Genomic DNA, 13,141 nt, shown 5'->3' on the forward strand with positions numbered 1-13,141 from the left:
AAGCCAAATCATTGAAAAAGAAGATTGCTTTGGTGTGGCAGTTGGTGTGGGTTATCAAAACAAAGCGCGTGCACCAGAAGGCAGTGCAATTGTTTTAGCTTTCCGTGGTGATGAAGGTGAGATTATTCACATCCGCGCTTCAAAGGTCGGTGATAACGGTGTTAAGGCAAACACTTGGTACCAGTTGAGTGAAGATGGTGAGTTTATTGAAGTCAAGGAGCCACAACAATGAATATGCTTTCTAAACAACCTATATACGGTGTCGATTACATTCATTGCGTCAACTGTGGTCGCACCGTTCAAAACAAAAAAGCAATAAGCACAAATGGTCACTCATGGATCTGTTCATGTGGTTGGTTCAAAAACATTTGGTCTTGCAAAGTGGCTTAGGGGAATAACAAATGGCTATTCAAATTATTACTGCTGATCAAGCGCTAACAGTTAAAGCAATTATCACATACATCTATGCCGATCCTGGTCTTGGTAAAACTTCGATGGGTTTCACTGGTGACAAAGCAATCTCATTTGACTTTGACAAAGGCTCACATCGTACAGGTGAACTTCGTCGTGGTGCCGTGGTACCGGTTCAGAAGTGGACTGACATTGGTAATCTGACTGAGCAAGACTTGGCACCTTACAACACAATTGTTTTGGATACTGTGGGCGCAATGCTTGAATGCATTAAGTCTTACCTACTATCAATTCCTAATAATCGTCAGAAAGACAATACATTGAAGTTAAAGGCGCAAGGTGCTGCAAATGTAATGTTTAAGAACTATGTGCATATGCTTATTAGCATGGGTAAAGATGTAGTTTTCTTAGCTCATGCTTCTGAAGATCAAAACGGTGACCAAGTGATTTATCGTCCAGATCTAGGCGGTAAAAACCGTAATGAGCTATATCGAATCGCCGATGTAATGGGTTATTTAACCACTGTCAGAACACAAGAAGGCAAGACAGCAAGAGTTATTAACTTCAATCCTTCAGATACTCATCATGCAAAAAATGCAGGTGCTTTGGGTGGTGAAACTGGAGAAGTATGGGTTCCTGATCTAAAAGAGAATCCTACATTTTTGGCAGATTTAATCAGTCAAGCCAAGGACCACATTAATACTCTAACCCCTGCCCAATTGGCAGCAAACAAAGCTATTGAAGAATTTAATAACTTTGCCCAAAGCTGTGAGGAAGCCGCATATGCAAGTGATCTAAATCAACTGACTGAATCCCTTGATAAAGATCACGCGTTTTATCACAACATGCGTCAATCAATGCTCAAGCGAGCAAAAGAACTTGGATGTGTATTTGATAAAGAGCGCAATGCTTGGTCCAACCCTCCTGAATTCAATGCAATCTCTGATGCTCAGCGTGATGAACTTCAAGACATCATCTCGATGAATGGATTAGACGTTAAAGAAGTCTGTGAACACTTGGGAATAGACGCCCTCTCAGCAATTGAACTATCTCATTTCTCCGATGTTAAAGCAGAAATCACACGTATTGCAGTGGAAGGCTTCAATATTGAAGGAGCTACTCAATGACAGCATATTTAGCAATTATGGCTAACGGTGAAAGTGTTGATGCAGTTCGCATCGGCACTCACTTTGAAAGCTTAACTGGTGAAATCCTAGATCCAATCTCATTCGTCAATTTTGATCTGATTACCCGTGATCAATATGCATTTGAGTCAGATTTCAAAAAGTACACAATGAAAGCAGATTTCAGTAAATTTGACAGTCTTGTTTATCGAAATTCATTCACCGATGCAGCTTACAAGCTTTGGCGTATTCGTGGCGGATTGTCAATCGATGACCCTGAATACAAGGTGATTGAAAAAGATACCTATATTCCGCAATCCCCTATTTACCGTGGTCGCCGAGGTGAATCATGACCCTCCTAAAACTTTACTTTCAACTTTGGCAAATGGCGTGGTGGTTGTGATGGAAAAAACATACCAACCAAATAGCAGATATCCACTTCAAGATCACTTGGTTGTTGATATTGAAAACAATGTATTGGAATTTCCTAGAAAAAATACCAAGAAATGCCAACACATGTTTGTTGAAATTGATACCAAAGCCCTTGAATTGGTTTGTAAGAAATGTGGCACAAAAGTCAATCCAGTTTTATGGATTAAGGATTCAATAAGTTATTTCACTCGTATTCAGCAAGATATTACGGAACAACGCGAAAGACTTAAAGAAGATGAAGCCGAATTAAAGAATCGCTCAAGAACACGCTGCCAACACTGTACCAAAATGACAGCAATCAACTTGAAGCATCATAATTTTCAGATATTAGGGTGATGAGATGGAAAATAAAGAATGTGAAGCTTTTGAGAGTGTTTTTACAGCTGAAAACGGTTGGGATTTAACTTGTATAAATGGATGTTATCAAAATATAGGAACATTTAAGGCATTTGCAGGTTGGCAAGCAGCCAAAAAAAAAGCTACCCCCGAAGGGTTTGTTTTGGTGCCGAATGACACGATCATGAGCATTTATGATACTTGCGATAAAGCCCTAGACTCTGATATTGCGTATAGATCAGCATTGCTGAATATTAAAAACGATGTTGCTCAATATGCTGATTCGATCGAAGCACAGGAACAAAGTCATGACTCTAAATGAAAAAATCAATTTAATAATTCGTGATGTAGCAGAGCTTCCCGATCGCACAAGCCCTGAAGATTTTCCAGAGGCATTGATTGTGACTAGTGATGAACTTGAAGAGATTTTAATTCATCACTTAATCAATGAGCATGATGTAGTGCAGGAGCAGAATCATGATGAAATGTGATAACTGCGGTAATGAAAATTATTTGCTACTTACTCGCCAAAACCCTAAGGGACAAAAAGGTATTTTTCATTGTGAACAATGCACTGGAACATTGGTTGACAATGTGGGCGAAGCGCTAGTTGAGGCAATTAAAGGTGATTCTCAGGAGCAAAGTCATGACTGAGCAAACATTTAAAATAAAACCAATTGATGTTCCAGGTGACTTAGATAGTTACTGGTTCCACCCTGATATTGCAAAACACGACACTATCACTGATGGGGCTGAGCATTACACTAATGAGCAATGGTTACAGCTTAAAAAGAATCTTGGCATAGAGATAATTTATGATCACTGGGATTACCAAGATATTCCTGAAATCCCTAGTGATGACAGCGCTGACTGGTCTAACTGGAAACCTGTTCCACCTGAAGAAGGTTTATTTTTAATTGCTGCATATGACACAGAAGATGGTCCAGTTTTGTGGTGGGCTAAGGAAAAGGAGGAAGGTTGATGGTTATAACAGTACCTCAAGCAATTAAACTTCTTGGGGTTCACCGTTCAACTATATATAGAATGTTTGAAACTGGTGAGCTCAATAAAGTTAAGCTTGCTAGATCAACAAGAGTTGAACTTCCTGAACACTTAGAAAAAGCATATGCGAAACAAATCAAAGCCCTTAACTTTTAAGGGCTTTTTCTTTTAATGAGTCAAGATAATCAGACCAAGCCTGCATCATGATTGTTCTTTCATCTAAGTATTTGGTTCTGTTGTATGCCCTGCCATGCATATCCCGAACTTGATGCCCCATCTGTTGCTCAATTCGCTCAATAGGAAATTTCAAAACTTCATCTAATAAGGTGCGGGCGGTTGCGCGGAACCCGTGACCTGTAGTCTCACCATTTTTGAAGCCAAGATTCTTAAGTGCTTTATTAATTGAACTATCACTGAGAATTCTAGTTTTGCCCCAATGATTTGCAAAACAATATTCACTATGCCCTGTAATCACTTTCAGCTCTTTAAATAGTGCCAAGACTTGTTTTGATAAAGGTACAACCAATTGAGTGCCTAAAGCGTTTTCTGTTTTAGAAGGTGTGTAGGACCATGTCGCATTTTCAAGATCCACGTCTTCCCATTTTGCCATCCGCAATTCACCTGGTCGAACAAAAACTTGAGGCAAGATTTTTAAAATATAACAAGTGATAATTGATCCGCGTTTGTCATAGCCATCAATGTTTAAAAGAAGTTGACCTAATGCTTCAGGATCAGTTACAGCTGAATGATGCTTAACCTTTCCTGTCTTTAATACACCTTGAATATCCATTGCAACATTTCGATCGCAGAAACCAAGCACAATTGCATATTTAAAGACTTGGCTGGCTTTGGATCGCATTCGTCTAGCTGCTTCATACTTGCCCTGCTTTTCATATACTTGGCAAACAGATAAAAGTTCACGTGCTGTAATTTCGTGAATCGGACGTTTCCCAATGGCATCAAATAAATGTTGATATGAAAATGCATTACGTGAAGCTGTTGAAGGCATAACACTTTCGGTCTTCATGAATTCACGAGCAACTTGTTCAAACGTATTTGCCAGTGCATTTTTTGCCTGATCTTCTTCAAGCTTCTTTTCAACAGATGGATCTATGTTTTGGGCTAATAACTCTCGATATTCATCACGCATTTTACGCGCCATAGCAAGTGTGACAGTTGGATAAACACCAAGGCTCATTGTTGCGTATTTTTTTGAAACTGGTCGTCTGTAGTTAAAGCGCCAATAGGTTCTACTTGCACTATCTATATAAAGGTATAAACCGCCACCATCAAAAACCTTTTTGGCTTTATCTGGATTTTTCTTATGAGCTGAAATTTCTGCCCTAAGCTTTGTGTCTGTCAGATTTACTATTAATTTTGCCATTTTGAGGGTACATTTTTATTAGGTTTTACAGCATACCCCCAAATGTACCCTTATTATGAGGGTATACAGAGGAACAAACTGCGACAAACTGAGACAATAAGAATGTCTAGATGCTTTTAATATAAAGGGTTTTGAGACAAATTGGAACAAGGAGGAACAGTAAGATGGTACGCCCAGCGGGACTCGAACCCACTCCACAGGCTTCGGAAACCTGTACTCTATCCAGTTAAGCTATGGGCGCTTAAATTGAGATGGCACATCATAACAAAAAAAACCGTGAGGTAAAGCATTTATAAAACAACTCTTTTCATTGATGATCATGCTTTAAACAATGTTCTATATTTGCAATGTAGAATTCCGTCTAACTTACTTGGTTTATTCAAAAAGATCGCTCACAATACACACTCCTGAAACCATGTGAGAATTTCATGACTGATGCCTTGACGTTAAGAGATTTATCGAAAACCTATAGAAATGGATTCCAAGCACTCAAAGGAATCAATCTAACTGTTCCAGAAGGAGAGTTTTACGCACTTTTAGGACCGAATGGTGCAGGTAAATCTACAACAATCGGTATTATCAGTTCCTTGACACGTAAAACTTCAGGAACCGTGGAAATTTTTGGACACAACCTAGATACCCATCCATCAAATGCCAAACAATGTTTAGGTGTCGTCCCTCAAGAGTTTAACTTTGGTCAATTTGAAAAGATCTTTGACATCTTAGTGACCCAAGCAGGTTATTACGGTATTCCTCCAAAAATTGCACAAAAACGTGCAGAAGAATACTTAGAAAAACTTGGATTATGGGAAAAACGTAATACTCAAGGTCGGATGTTATCTGGTGGGATGAAACGCCGCTTAATGATTGCCCGTGCCATGATGCATGAACCGAAACTTTTAATTTTAGATGAGCCAACTGCTGGGGTAGACATTGAGCTGCGTCGTTCAATGTGGGACTTTCTCACTGAAATGAATGAAAAAGGCACCTCAATTATTTTAACCACACATTATTTGGAAGAAGCTGAAATGCTTTGTCGCCAAATCGCGATTATTGACCGTGGTGTGATTAAAGAGGACACCTCAATGAAAGCCTTTTTAAATCAACTCAGTGAAGAATCATTTATTTTTGATTTGGAGTATCCAATCGAGCCCATCACTGTTGACATCATCGGGGTTAAATTTAATTTAATTGATCCAATGACACTAGAAGTCACGATGGACAAAGCACACGCTTTAAATGATTTATTCCAACTTTTAGAAGCTCAAGGTATTCGTGTACGCAGTATGCGTAATAAATCGAATCGTCTAGAAGAACTCTTTGTTAAAATAGTGGAGAAAAACCTGCAAGGAGCAGCACAATGAATTTTAATCAACTGCAAATTGCACTTTACACACTGGTCTTAAAAGAAATTCGCCGCTTTATGCGAATCTGGCCACAGACACTATTACCACCCGCCATTACCATGAGTTTGTACTTTGTAATCTTTGGTAATTTGGTTGGTTCTCGGATTGGTCAAATGGGTGGATTTAGCTACATGCAATTCATCGTACCCGGTCTGATTATGATGGCTGTAATTACCAACAGTTATGCCAACGTCTCTTCAAGTTTTTTTAGTGCCAAATTTCAAAAAAGTATTGAAGAGCTTATCATGAGCCCAGTTCCATTACACATGGTTTTATGTGGTTACGTGATTGGCGGGGTGTGTCGTGGTGTGCTTGTCGGTGCGATTGTCACTGCCATGAGTATGTTTTTCACTGACCTTTATATACATAATATTTTCGTGACCATATATACGGTGATTGTGACCTCACTATTGTTCTCTTTGGGTGGTTTTATCAATGCTGTATATGCAAAATCTTTCGATGATATTTCAATTATTCCAACCTTTGTATTAACACCACTGACTTATCTTGGTGGGGTATTTTACTCGATCAGTGCTTTAAGCCCATTTTGGCAAAATCTCTCTTTAGTTAACCCGATCGTATATATGGTTAATGCTTTCCGTTTTGGAATTTTAGGTCATAGTGATGTCAATGTTACTTTGTCTTTAATCATAGTGACACTTTGCTGTGGCTTACTTTATGGTGTTGCTTACTATTTACTTTCTCGTGGTTCAGGAATGCGTGAATAATGTCTGTTGAACAATCTTTATTGGGTAAAGAAACCAATTACCCGACCACCTATCAGCCTGAAATTCTTTTCCCAATATCACGTGCACAAGCACGTGAACAATATGCTGAAGTTGAAGGCATATATCAAGGTCAAGATTGGTGGCATGTTTTCGAAATTTCTTGGCTAAATGCTAAGGGAATTCCTCAAGTTGCGATTGGGCGTATTGCACTCCCAGCAACATCACCGAATTTGATCGAATCTAAATCACTCAAGCTGTATTTTAATAGCATGAACTTTACTCAGTTTGATTCCCGTCAAGCTTTTATCGATACTGTTGAAAAAGATTTGTCTCAAGCAGCGCAAGCACCTGTCACTTTAACGTTGTTTCAAGTGGATGATTTAGACATTACCAAACCGACAGGTATTTGTATTGATGATCAAGAACCTGACTGTCTGGTCAATCATCCAGATGCTAGCCTTTTGGAATTCGATCAAAACACTTCAAATACAGATAAAAATGTTGAAATTCAACTATTTTCACACTTATTAAGAAGTAACTGCCCTGTGACAGGTCAACCCGATTGGGGGACTGTTTTTATCCGTTATCAAGGTAAAAAACCTTGTTATCGTAGTATTTTAGCTTATATTATCTCCTATCGTCAGCATAACGGTTTTCACGAACAATGCGTGGAACAAATTTTTGCCGATATTTGGCAAAATTTAAAACCAGAAAAGCTGATGGTTTATGCAACTTATACACGCCGTGGCGGTTTAGATATTAATCCGTGTCGTGTATCTGATGAATCATGGATGCCAAGCCCAATTCGATTGGCGCGACAATAAACATTGAGGTTGAACACATGCCTTTTTTTGGTTTTGTACCTTCTGAAGAACTACTCAAGAATATTCAGACAGGTATCGAGAAAAAAAACTCTAACGAACCACTCTATCCTTTACGTGATCAAACAGCCTTACTTATCAATGAAGAAATTATTGATACGCTTTTGATTGAACTTGTTCGTCGTTTCCCTGCAAGCGACAAACGAGACACTGCGGAAAAACTCGCGGGTTATGTCAAATCAACCGTTGCTGTATTACTTAAACAGTTATTAAGTAAAGCAGACAATGATGTGGTTCGCCAGTCTGTAGATTTTTCAGAACGTAGTCTATTTAAAGATCCGCAAGGTCAATATCGAGTTGGGGTTAACTTAGATCCTAATTTGGTTATTAACCTAAAAAATAGCTTTGCTGAAGTTCAAGCCAATGGCGATGTCAATCGTGCCATTTTAGCAGAGCAATTTAAACAGTTTGCTGATGCAACTACCAACCACTTTATGCGCGACTTTAATAAAACCCTTGATTTAGGGATGATTAAACGTAAAGCAGCAGATATTGGTGCAGCGGCTGTAGGTAAAGCTGTACATATCGCAATTGATAAATTGATTCCTAATTTAAATAAGGATGAAATTGCAGCAGTTGCAGAATATTACGACACTTTATTTTTTAATTGATCGATAAATTTTAATTGATTTTTTAAATATAAAAATGCCCTTTTGATTCAGGGCATTTTTTTATGCTCTCAATCTGTCAGTTTTAAAATATATAATTTCTTTTTAAATTCAAACAACTAATCACAACTATAATTATATACTATTGGAGCGTGTAGAAAATTTTAGAATTAATCTCAACATATCAGCGTAAATTGGCGATTCAGCTTTAGCTTTAACATCTTTCATCTATAACCCCCCCCCCTCTAAATATTCAAACATAATTTTGTTGCGAAGTATTGATATTCATTGCCTTCGGAGGGGATTGTGATAGCATGCGCAAAACATATTTTTGTACAAAATAGACCAATGGCACCAAGCGCTCAATATAAATTTTTACGGCATTCTCCTCGTGATGGTTTAAGCACCGCCACGCTCCCTTCTCGTTGGCAAAGACTACATATTGACCCTTGGTTGAGTTTATTTCTCATTTTAAATGCATTACTGGGCTTAACCGTGCTTTATAGCGCATCGGCACAGGATATGGGGTTGGTTTCCAAACAAGCAATGAGTTTTGGGATCGGTTTCTTAGTGATGTGCAGTTTAGCCCAAGTCCCACCCAAAGTTTATCAAGCGTTCGCACCATATTTTTATCTTTTTGGTTTGGTCTGTCTGGTTGCAGTTAAGCTATTTGGTGAAGTGCGAATGGGCGCACAGCGTTGGATTGGTATCCCAGGCTTCGGTAGTGTACAACCCAGTGAGTTCTTAAAAATTGGTATGCCCTTAATGATTGCTTGGTTTTTATCACGTAATCCACTTCCACCAAGCTTTAAGAATGTCGTTTTGTCATTATTGATGATCGGTATACCTTTTATCCTAATCGCTGAACAGCCTGATCTAGGGACATCACTGTTGATCTTAGCCAGTGGGATTTTTGTGCTCTTTCTCAGTGGGCTTTCATGGAAAATGATTTTAGGAGCGGTTAGCGCAGCTGCTGTGGTTATTCCAGTGGCTTGGGAGTTTTTACTGCATGATTACCAACGACAGCGTGTTCTCACCTTATTTAATCCTGAAGCTGACGCCTTAGGCACAGGCTGGAACATCATTCAATCTAAAACGGCGATTGGCTCAGGCGGATTTATGGGCAAAGGCTACTTAGAAGGGACTCAATCACATTTACACTTTTTACCAGAAGGTCACACTGACTTTATTATTGCTGCATTTTCGGAAGAATTTGGTTTGATTGGTATCCTACTTTTGATCACCATTTACTTTTGTATTATTTTTAGAACTTTTCAAATGAGTTTACAGTGCTTCCATAATTTTGGTCGTTTGGTTGCAGGTACATTTGCTTTGTCATTTTTTGTTTATGTATTTGTAAATGCAGGCATGGTCAGTGGTATTTTACCTGTAGTCGGTGTACCACTACCCTTTATGAGTTATGGTGGCACAGCAATTATTACTTTAATGGCCACTTTTGGCATTGTGATGTCGATCCATACGCATCGTTAATTTTTTATCATAAATAATTAGGAAATATAACCTATGCTTACTTTTGGGCTTTTACAGAAGGTTAAAAATATCACTTTCTGTGCGGCAGCATTTTCACTGACCAGTTTTTGTCAAGCCAATGATTTTGCCAGCAACCCTGAATACAATAATTTTAAAGCCAGAACTATGCAAACATACGGCTTAAGTGCAGAACAGATTGATTGGGCAATGAATGGTTCACGCAATTTACCGAATATCATCAATATCATGGAACGCCCAGGTGAAAGCAAGCCTTGGTATCAGTATAAGACTAACTTTTTAGCCGAAGGCACTATTCAGCGTGGCGTGCGTTTCAAACAACAATATGCAGATACCCTAAATCGCGCAGAACAGCAGTTTGGTGTGCCTCAATCGATCATTTTGGGCATTCTAGGGGTTGAAACAGGTTATGGCTCGAATAAGGGCTCATTTATCACTCGTGATGCACTTGCTACACTGGGTTTTGGTTATCCTCGCCGTGCTCAATATTTTCAGGATGAATTAGGTGCCCTTATTGCATGGTCATATAAAGATGGTGTTCCAACCAACTCGATTGTTGGTTCCTATGCAGGTGCTGTAGGCTATCCGCAATTTATGCCAAGTAATGTGTCTAAGTTTGGTGTGGATTATGATGGCAATGGTCATGTCGACTTGCGAAACTCTGCTGTAGATGCAATTGGTTCTATTGCGAACTATCTTGCTCAGCATGGTTGGCAACGCGATCAACCGATTGCATTTTTAGCGCGATATACAGGAAACAATCCTGATGCAATCATTGCCAAAGATTTAACCCAACCTGTTCCTTATGGTTCACTGAAAAATTTAGGAATTTCTCCATTAAACCCAATTGTTAAAATTGATGATTTAGACTTGGTCAATATTATTCAGTTACAAGACACAAATGGTCCTATTTATTATATTACTTATCCTAATTTTCAAGTGATTACCACATATAATAGAAGCCGCATGTATGCCACCGCTTTATGGCTTTTAGGCACTGAAATTGTAAGTCGATAAGACTTACAATTTCCTTTAGATAGAATAAGTCAAGAAATATTTTTGTTAATTTGATCACATTATATACTTTTTAAATAAATTGTTACAATATTGGTTATTTTTTAATCAAAACCTGTAAGAATTTGTCCTTTTTGTAACGGTTTCTTAAATAATGCTAGACACCTTTAATGCAGCTTGAATATTATCCTTTCCGTTAAATGCAGTTGCAAAAGTGAATTTACAGACCTCTATGGTTAATTTTCAGCGACTTAGAAAGTTAAAATTGAGGTTCCAAGGAGTTAAACGATGCATGCTTCACTCAAATGTGTGATAGCCCTGACCATGGGTCTGAGTATGACGCAAGTCAACTCAGAAATGGTTCAGTCATCATATTTAAATAATGATTCGGATAGTTCGAGTCTAGCTTCTCGTGTGATTAGCAAAGATTCAACAAATTTCAATTCTCATTTTTCAAACCTAAACAGTTTGTCAATTACTGAACGTTCTGGCGACCAAGTACGTCGTCAAACTATTGCAGCAAAGATTCAAGTTCCTGAAGATGAGCCTTCAGTAATTGATAAACTTAATGAAGTTGCTTCTAATACAGTTCGCAAATTTAGCCAAACTGGTGTTGCATCTTGGTACGGTCGTCAGTTCCACGGTCGTAAAACTGCAAGTGGTGATACATTCGATATGAATGATCTCACAGCAGCTCATCGTAGCCTGCCATTAAACTGCTTTATTCGTGTAACCAATAAAGACAATGGTAAGAGTGTTGTGGTTAAAGTTAACGATCGTGGTCCATTCCATGGTAATCGTGTACTCGATCTCTCTTATGGCGCTGCGAAGCGTTTAGGTATTACAAATTCAGGAACGGCACGCGTTAATATTGAACGCGTAGACGGTCCAAACTCGTAAATCACTGCATGCATTTAACAAAAGCCACTTTCCAGTGGCTTTTTTATTATCACTTAAAAATACTCATGTCCGAATTGCCCCCTTATTTTTTTAATTATTCCCCTTTTCTTTAAAATTATTTCCAATCAAAATTAAAATTCAATGAGCACAGGAAGTGTTCGAGAACATATCCAAAAAAAGCAAAAATCTAAAATTAGGCAAGTGAGTCCAGCATGGAAGCAAACCATAAGATCCACCGTGTAGATCATCGAATACTCAGCAGAACACACAAAGTGATTGCGCTCGGGTTTGCGACACAAGGACTTGGTTACGCCACAGTCATGACTGCTCTCCCCACAATAAAAGACCGATTTAAGTTAACTGAAGACCAGTTAGCAATGATCATTCTAGGAGTCTGTATTGCTGCAGCACTCGGTTCAATTTTAGCCGATCGTATAGCGGTTAAACTTGGGTCACGACTTGCCATTGTGACTGGTTTTATTTTTGAAGCCATTGGAATAGCAATTGCTGCATTTAGCCCAAATGTGATGCTGATGATTGCGAGCTTCTTAGTGTATGGGCTTGGACTAGGCTGCTTAGATGCAGCACTTAATATGCAAGCCGTCATGATGGAACAACGACTTGGGAAAAGTGTTTTTGGCGGTTTCTTTGCTTGCTATACAGCGGCTGCTTTTCTAGGCGCATTGATGATGTCAGCCACTGTTTCAACCCCACTTGGCGCAACGACAGCATTATGCATCGCTGTGGTGATTGCGTGCATCACCTCGCATTTGTCTAGAAACTGGTTATTTCAGCAAAAACAGTGTGCAGAATTAAATCCACAGCAGAAGCCAGCCATCCCATATCAACAACTACTTATTTTTGGGCTAATTATCCTAATTGTATTTACTGTCGACTCCGCAATCAGTACTTGGAGCTCCATTTATCTCAAAGATGTTTTAGCAAGTTCAGCAACGATTGCTCCTTTAGGTTATGCAGCTTATCAAATTGGAATTTTACTGACGCGATTAAGTCTTGATTATTTGCTGCGATTTAAAACAGCCACATGGGTTGCATTAGTCACAATCCTGATCGGAGCATTTGGATGTGTATTATCAGGAATAAGTCATTCACTCGTTACCGTAATCATTGGTTTTGCGCTGGCTGGTGTCGCCGTAGGTGCATTGGTCCCACTGACCTTTTCCGCCGCAGGTCGTTTAGATGAAAATCGACGAGATGAAATTATTGCTCGAGTTAATATTTTTAATTATGGCGGTGCTGTTGCAGGTGCAGTTATTGTTGGCTTACTTGCAACGCCTTTTGGTTATGCCCCATCGTTTATTGGCTTGGCATTTGCTTTGCTGGGCATCCTTTATTTTAGAAAAAGACTGGTTTAATCTGTATCAATTCTAATCTTACATTCATAA

17 protein-coding genes, 1 tRNA gene and 1 pseudogene are annotated in these 13,141 nt (G+C 38.9%); 17 read left to right on the top strand and 2 right to left on the bottom strand.

Annotated features, from left to right (window positions below; genetic code table 11):
* The 9 genes and pseudogenes from F938_RS06180 to F938_RS06215 form a co-directional block, all read left to right on the top strand.
* Positions 1-232: pseudogene (locus tag F938_RS06180) on the top strand (DUF7666 domain-containing protein); the annotation flags it as partial.
* Positions 233-401: 169 nt separating this feature from the next.
* Complete coding sequence (locus tag F938_RS06185; RefSeq protein WP_005030386.1) at positions 402-1,538, top strand: ATP-binding protein; 1,137 nt, start codon at positions 402-404, stop codon at positions 1,536-1,538.
* Positions 1,535-1,888, top strand: a complete 354-nt coding sequence (locus tag F938_RS06190) for a hypothetical protein (RefSeq protein ID WP_005030388.1) — start codon at positions 1,535-1,537, stop codon at positions 1,886-1,888. The genes F938_RS06185 and F938_RS06190 overlap by 4 nt, the downstream gene beginning before the upstream one ends.
* Before the next feature lie 49 nt (positions 1,889-1,937).
* On the top strand, positions 1,938-2,303 hold the full coding sequence (locus F938_RS06195; protein WP_034715124.1) for a hypothetical protein: 366 nt from the start codon (positions 1,938-1,940) through the stop codon (positions 2,301-2,303).
* A 4-nt stretch (positions 2,304-2,307) separates the two neighbouring features.
* Positions 2,308-2,625: a hypothetical protein gene (locus tag F938_RS06200; RefSeq protein WP_005030390.1), complete on the top strand. Its 318-nt coding sequence runs from the start codon at positions 2,308-2,310 to the stop codon at positions 2,623-2,625.
* Positions 2,612-2,794, top strand: a complete 183-nt coding sequence (locus tag F938_RS06205) for a hypothetical protein (protein ID WP_005030392.1) — start codon at positions 2,612-2,614, stop codon at positions 2,792-2,794. The genes F938_RS06200 and F938_RS06205 overlap by 14 nt, the downstream gene beginning before the upstream one ends.
* Positions 2,781-2,957 carry a hypothetical protein gene (locus tag F938_RS24315; RefSeq protein ID WP_005030394.1) on the top strand — a complete coding sequence of 59 codons (177 nt, stop codon included), beginning with the start codon at positions 2,781-2,783 and terminating at the stop codon, positions 2,955-2,957. The genes F938_RS06205 and F938_RS24315 overlap by 14 nt, the downstream gene beginning before the upstream one ends.
* Complete coding sequence (locus F938_RS06210; protein ID WP_005030396.1) at positions 2,950-3,285, top strand: hypothetical protein; 336 nt, start codon at positions 2,950-2,952, stop codon at positions 3,283-3,285. Before F938_RS24315 ends, F938_RS06210 begins: the two co-directional genes overlap by 8 nt.
* The gene (locus F938_RS06215; protein ID WP_005030399.1) at positions 3,285-3,461 is read left to right on the top strand and encodes a helix-turn-helix domain-containing protein; all 177 of its coding nucleotides are present in this window, start codon (positions 3,285-3,287) and stop codon (positions 3,459-3,461) included. Before F938_RS06210 ends, F938_RS06215 begins: the two co-directional genes overlap by 1 nt.
* Here the strand turns inward: F938_RS06215 and F938_RS06220 are convergent.
* Together F938_RS06220 and F938_RS06225 are read right to left on the bottom strand one after the other, a co-directional pair.
* On the bottom strand, positions 3,451-4,689 hold the full coding sequence (locus F938_RS06220; protein WP_005030403.1) for a tyrosine-type recombinase/integrase: 1,239 nt from the start codon (positions 4,687-4,689) through the stop codon (positions 3,451-3,453). The genes F938_RS06215 and F938_RS06220 overlap by 11 nt on opposite strands.
* A gap of 165 nt (positions 4,690-4,854) precedes the next feature.
* A tRNA-Arg gene (locus F938_RS06225) sits at positions 4,855-4,930 on the bottom strand.
* Positions 4,931-5,117: 187 nt separating this feature from the next.
* On the opposite strand from F938_RS06225, the gene F938_RS06230 reads away from it, so the two are divergent.
* From F938_RS06230 to F938_RS06265, 8 genes are all read left to right on the top strand, one after another.
* Entirely contained in the window at positions 5,118-6,053 is a 936-nt protein-coding gene (locus tag F938_RS06230) for an ABC transporter ATP-binding protein (protein ID WP_005030406.1), read from the top strand.
* Complete coding sequence (locus tag F938_RS06235; protein WP_004831680.1) at positions 6,050-6,823, top strand: ABC transporter permease; 774 nt, start codon at positions 6,050-6,052, stop codon at positions 6,821-6,823. Before F938_RS06230 ends, F938_RS06235 begins: the two co-directional genes overlap by 4 nt.
* Positions 6,823-7,647: an NADPH-dependent 7-cyano-7-deazaguanine reductase QueF gene (gene queF, locus F938_RS06240; RefSeq protein WP_005030409.1), complete on the top strand. Its 825-nt coding sequence runs from the start codon at positions 6,823-6,825 to the stop codon at positions 7,645-7,647. The genes F938_RS06235 and queF overlap by 1 nt, the downstream gene beginning before the upstream one ends.
* A 17-nt stretch (positions 7,648-7,664) precedes the next feature.
* A complete protein-coding gene (locus F938_RS06245) occupies positions 7,665-8,315 on the top strand; it encodes a hypothetical protein (protein ID WP_005030410.1) in 651 nt (216 codons plus the stop codon).
* Between the two features lie 345 nt (positions 8,316-8,660).
* Complete coding sequence (gene rodA / locus F938_RS06250) at positions 8,661-9,803, top strand: rod shape-determining protein RodA (RefSeq protein ID WP_010590864.1); 1,143 nt, start codon at positions 8,661-8,663, stop codon at positions 9,801-9,803.
* A 33-nt stretch (positions 9,804-9,836) separates the two neighbouring features.
* Positions 9,837-10,838, top strand: a complete 1,002-nt coding sequence (mltB, locus tag F938_RS06255; RefSeq protein WP_004831688.1) for a lytic murein transglycosylase B — start codon at positions 9,837-9,839, stop codon at positions 10,836-10,838.
* 285 nt (positions 10,839-11,123) lie between these two features.
* Positions 11,124-11,735: a septal ring lytic transglycosylase RlpA family protein gene (locus F938_RS06260; RefSeq protein ID WP_005030413.1), complete on the top strand. Its 612-nt coding sequence runs from the start codon at positions 11,124-11,126 to the stop codon at positions 11,733-11,735.
* A gap of 212 nt (positions 11,736-11,947) precedes the next feature.
* On the top strand, positions 11,948-13,111 hold the full coding sequence (locus tag F938_RS06265) for an MFS transporter (RefSeq protein ID WP_005030414.1): 1,164 nt from the start codon (positions 11,948-11,950) through the stop codon (positions 13,109-13,111).
* The last annotated feature ends 30 nt before the right edge of the window (positions 13,112-13,141 follow it).

This window comes from Acinetobacter bereziniae LMG 1003 = CIP 70.12 (assembly GCF_000368925.1).
GTDB lineage: Bacteria > Pseudomonadota > Gammaproteobacteria > Pseudomonadales > Moraxellaceae > Acinetobacter > Acinetobacter bereziniae.

What these genes read in the sequence shown, in the direction of transcription:
- F938_RS06185 (WP_005030386.1), top strand. Translation starts at nt 402, where the DNA reads ATGGCTATTCAAATTATTACTGCTGATCAAGCGCTAACAGTTAAAGCA.
- F938_RS06235 (WP_004831680.1), top strand. Translation starts at nt 6,050, where the DNA reads ATGAATTTTAATCAACTGCAAATTGCACTTTACACACTGGTCTTAAAA.
- F938_RS06265 (WP_005030414.1), top strand. Translation starts at nt 11,948, where the DNA reads ATGGAAGCAAACCATAAGATCCACCGTGTAGATCATCGAATACTCAGC.
- F938_RS06200 (WP_005030390.1), top strand. Translation starts at nt 2,308, where the DNA reads ATGGAAAATAAAGAATGTGAAGCTTTTGAGAGTGTTTTTACAGCTGAA.
- F938_RS06195 (WP_034715124.1), top strand. Translation starts at nt 1,938, where the DNA reads ATGGAAAAAACATACCAACCAAATAGCAGATATCCACTTCAAGATCAC.
- F938_RS06245 (WP_005030410.1), top strand. Translation starts at nt 7,665, where the DNA reads ATGCCTTTTTTTGGTTTTGTACCTTCTGAAGAACTACTCAAGAATATT.
- rodA (WP_010590864.1), top strand. Translation starts at nt 8,661, where the DNA reads ATGGCACCAAGCGCTCAATATAAATTTTTACGGCATTCTCCTCGTGAT.
- F938_RS06220 (WP_005030403.1), bottom strand. Translation starts at nt 4,689, where the DNA reads ATGGCAAAATTAATAGTAAATCTGACAGACACAAAGCTTAGGGCAGAA.
- F938_RS24315 (WP_005030394.1), top strand. Translation starts at nt 2,781, where the DNA reads ATGATGAAATGTGATAACTGCGGTAATGAAAATTATTTGCTACTTACT.
- queF (WP_005030409.1), top strand. Translation starts at nt 6,823, where the DNA reads ATGTCTGTTGAACAATCTTTATTGGGTAAAGAAACCAATTACCCGACC.
- F938_RS06190 (WP_005030388.1), top strand. Translation starts at nt 1,535, where the DNA reads ATGACAGCATATTTAGCAATTATGGCTAACGGTGAAAGTGTTGATGCA.
- F938_RS06260 (WP_005030413.1), top strand. Translation starts at nt 11,124, where the DNA reads ATGCATGCTTCACTCAAATGTGTGATAGCCCTGACCATGGGTCTGAGT.
- F938_RS06230 (WP_005030406.1), top strand. Translation starts at nt 5,118, where the DNA reads ATGACTGATGCCTTGACGTTAAGAGATTTATCGAAAACCTATAGAAAT.
- F938_RS06215 (WP_005030399.1), top strand. Translation starts at nt 3,285, where the DNA reads ATGGTTATAACAGTACCTCAAGCAATTAAACTTCTTGGGGTTCACCGT.
- mltB (WP_004831688.1), top strand. Translation starts at nt 9,837, where the DNA reads ATGCTTACTTTTGGGCTTTTACAGAAGGTTAAAAATATCACTTTCTGT.
- F938_RS06210 (WP_005030396.1), top strand. Translation starts at nt 2,950, where the DNA reads ATGACTGAGCAAACATTTAAAATAAAACCAATTGATGTTCCAGGTGAC.
- F938_RS06205 (WP_005030392.1), top strand. Translation starts at nt 2,612, where the DNA reads ATGACTCTAAATGAAAAAATCAATTTAATAATTCGTGATGTAGCAGAG.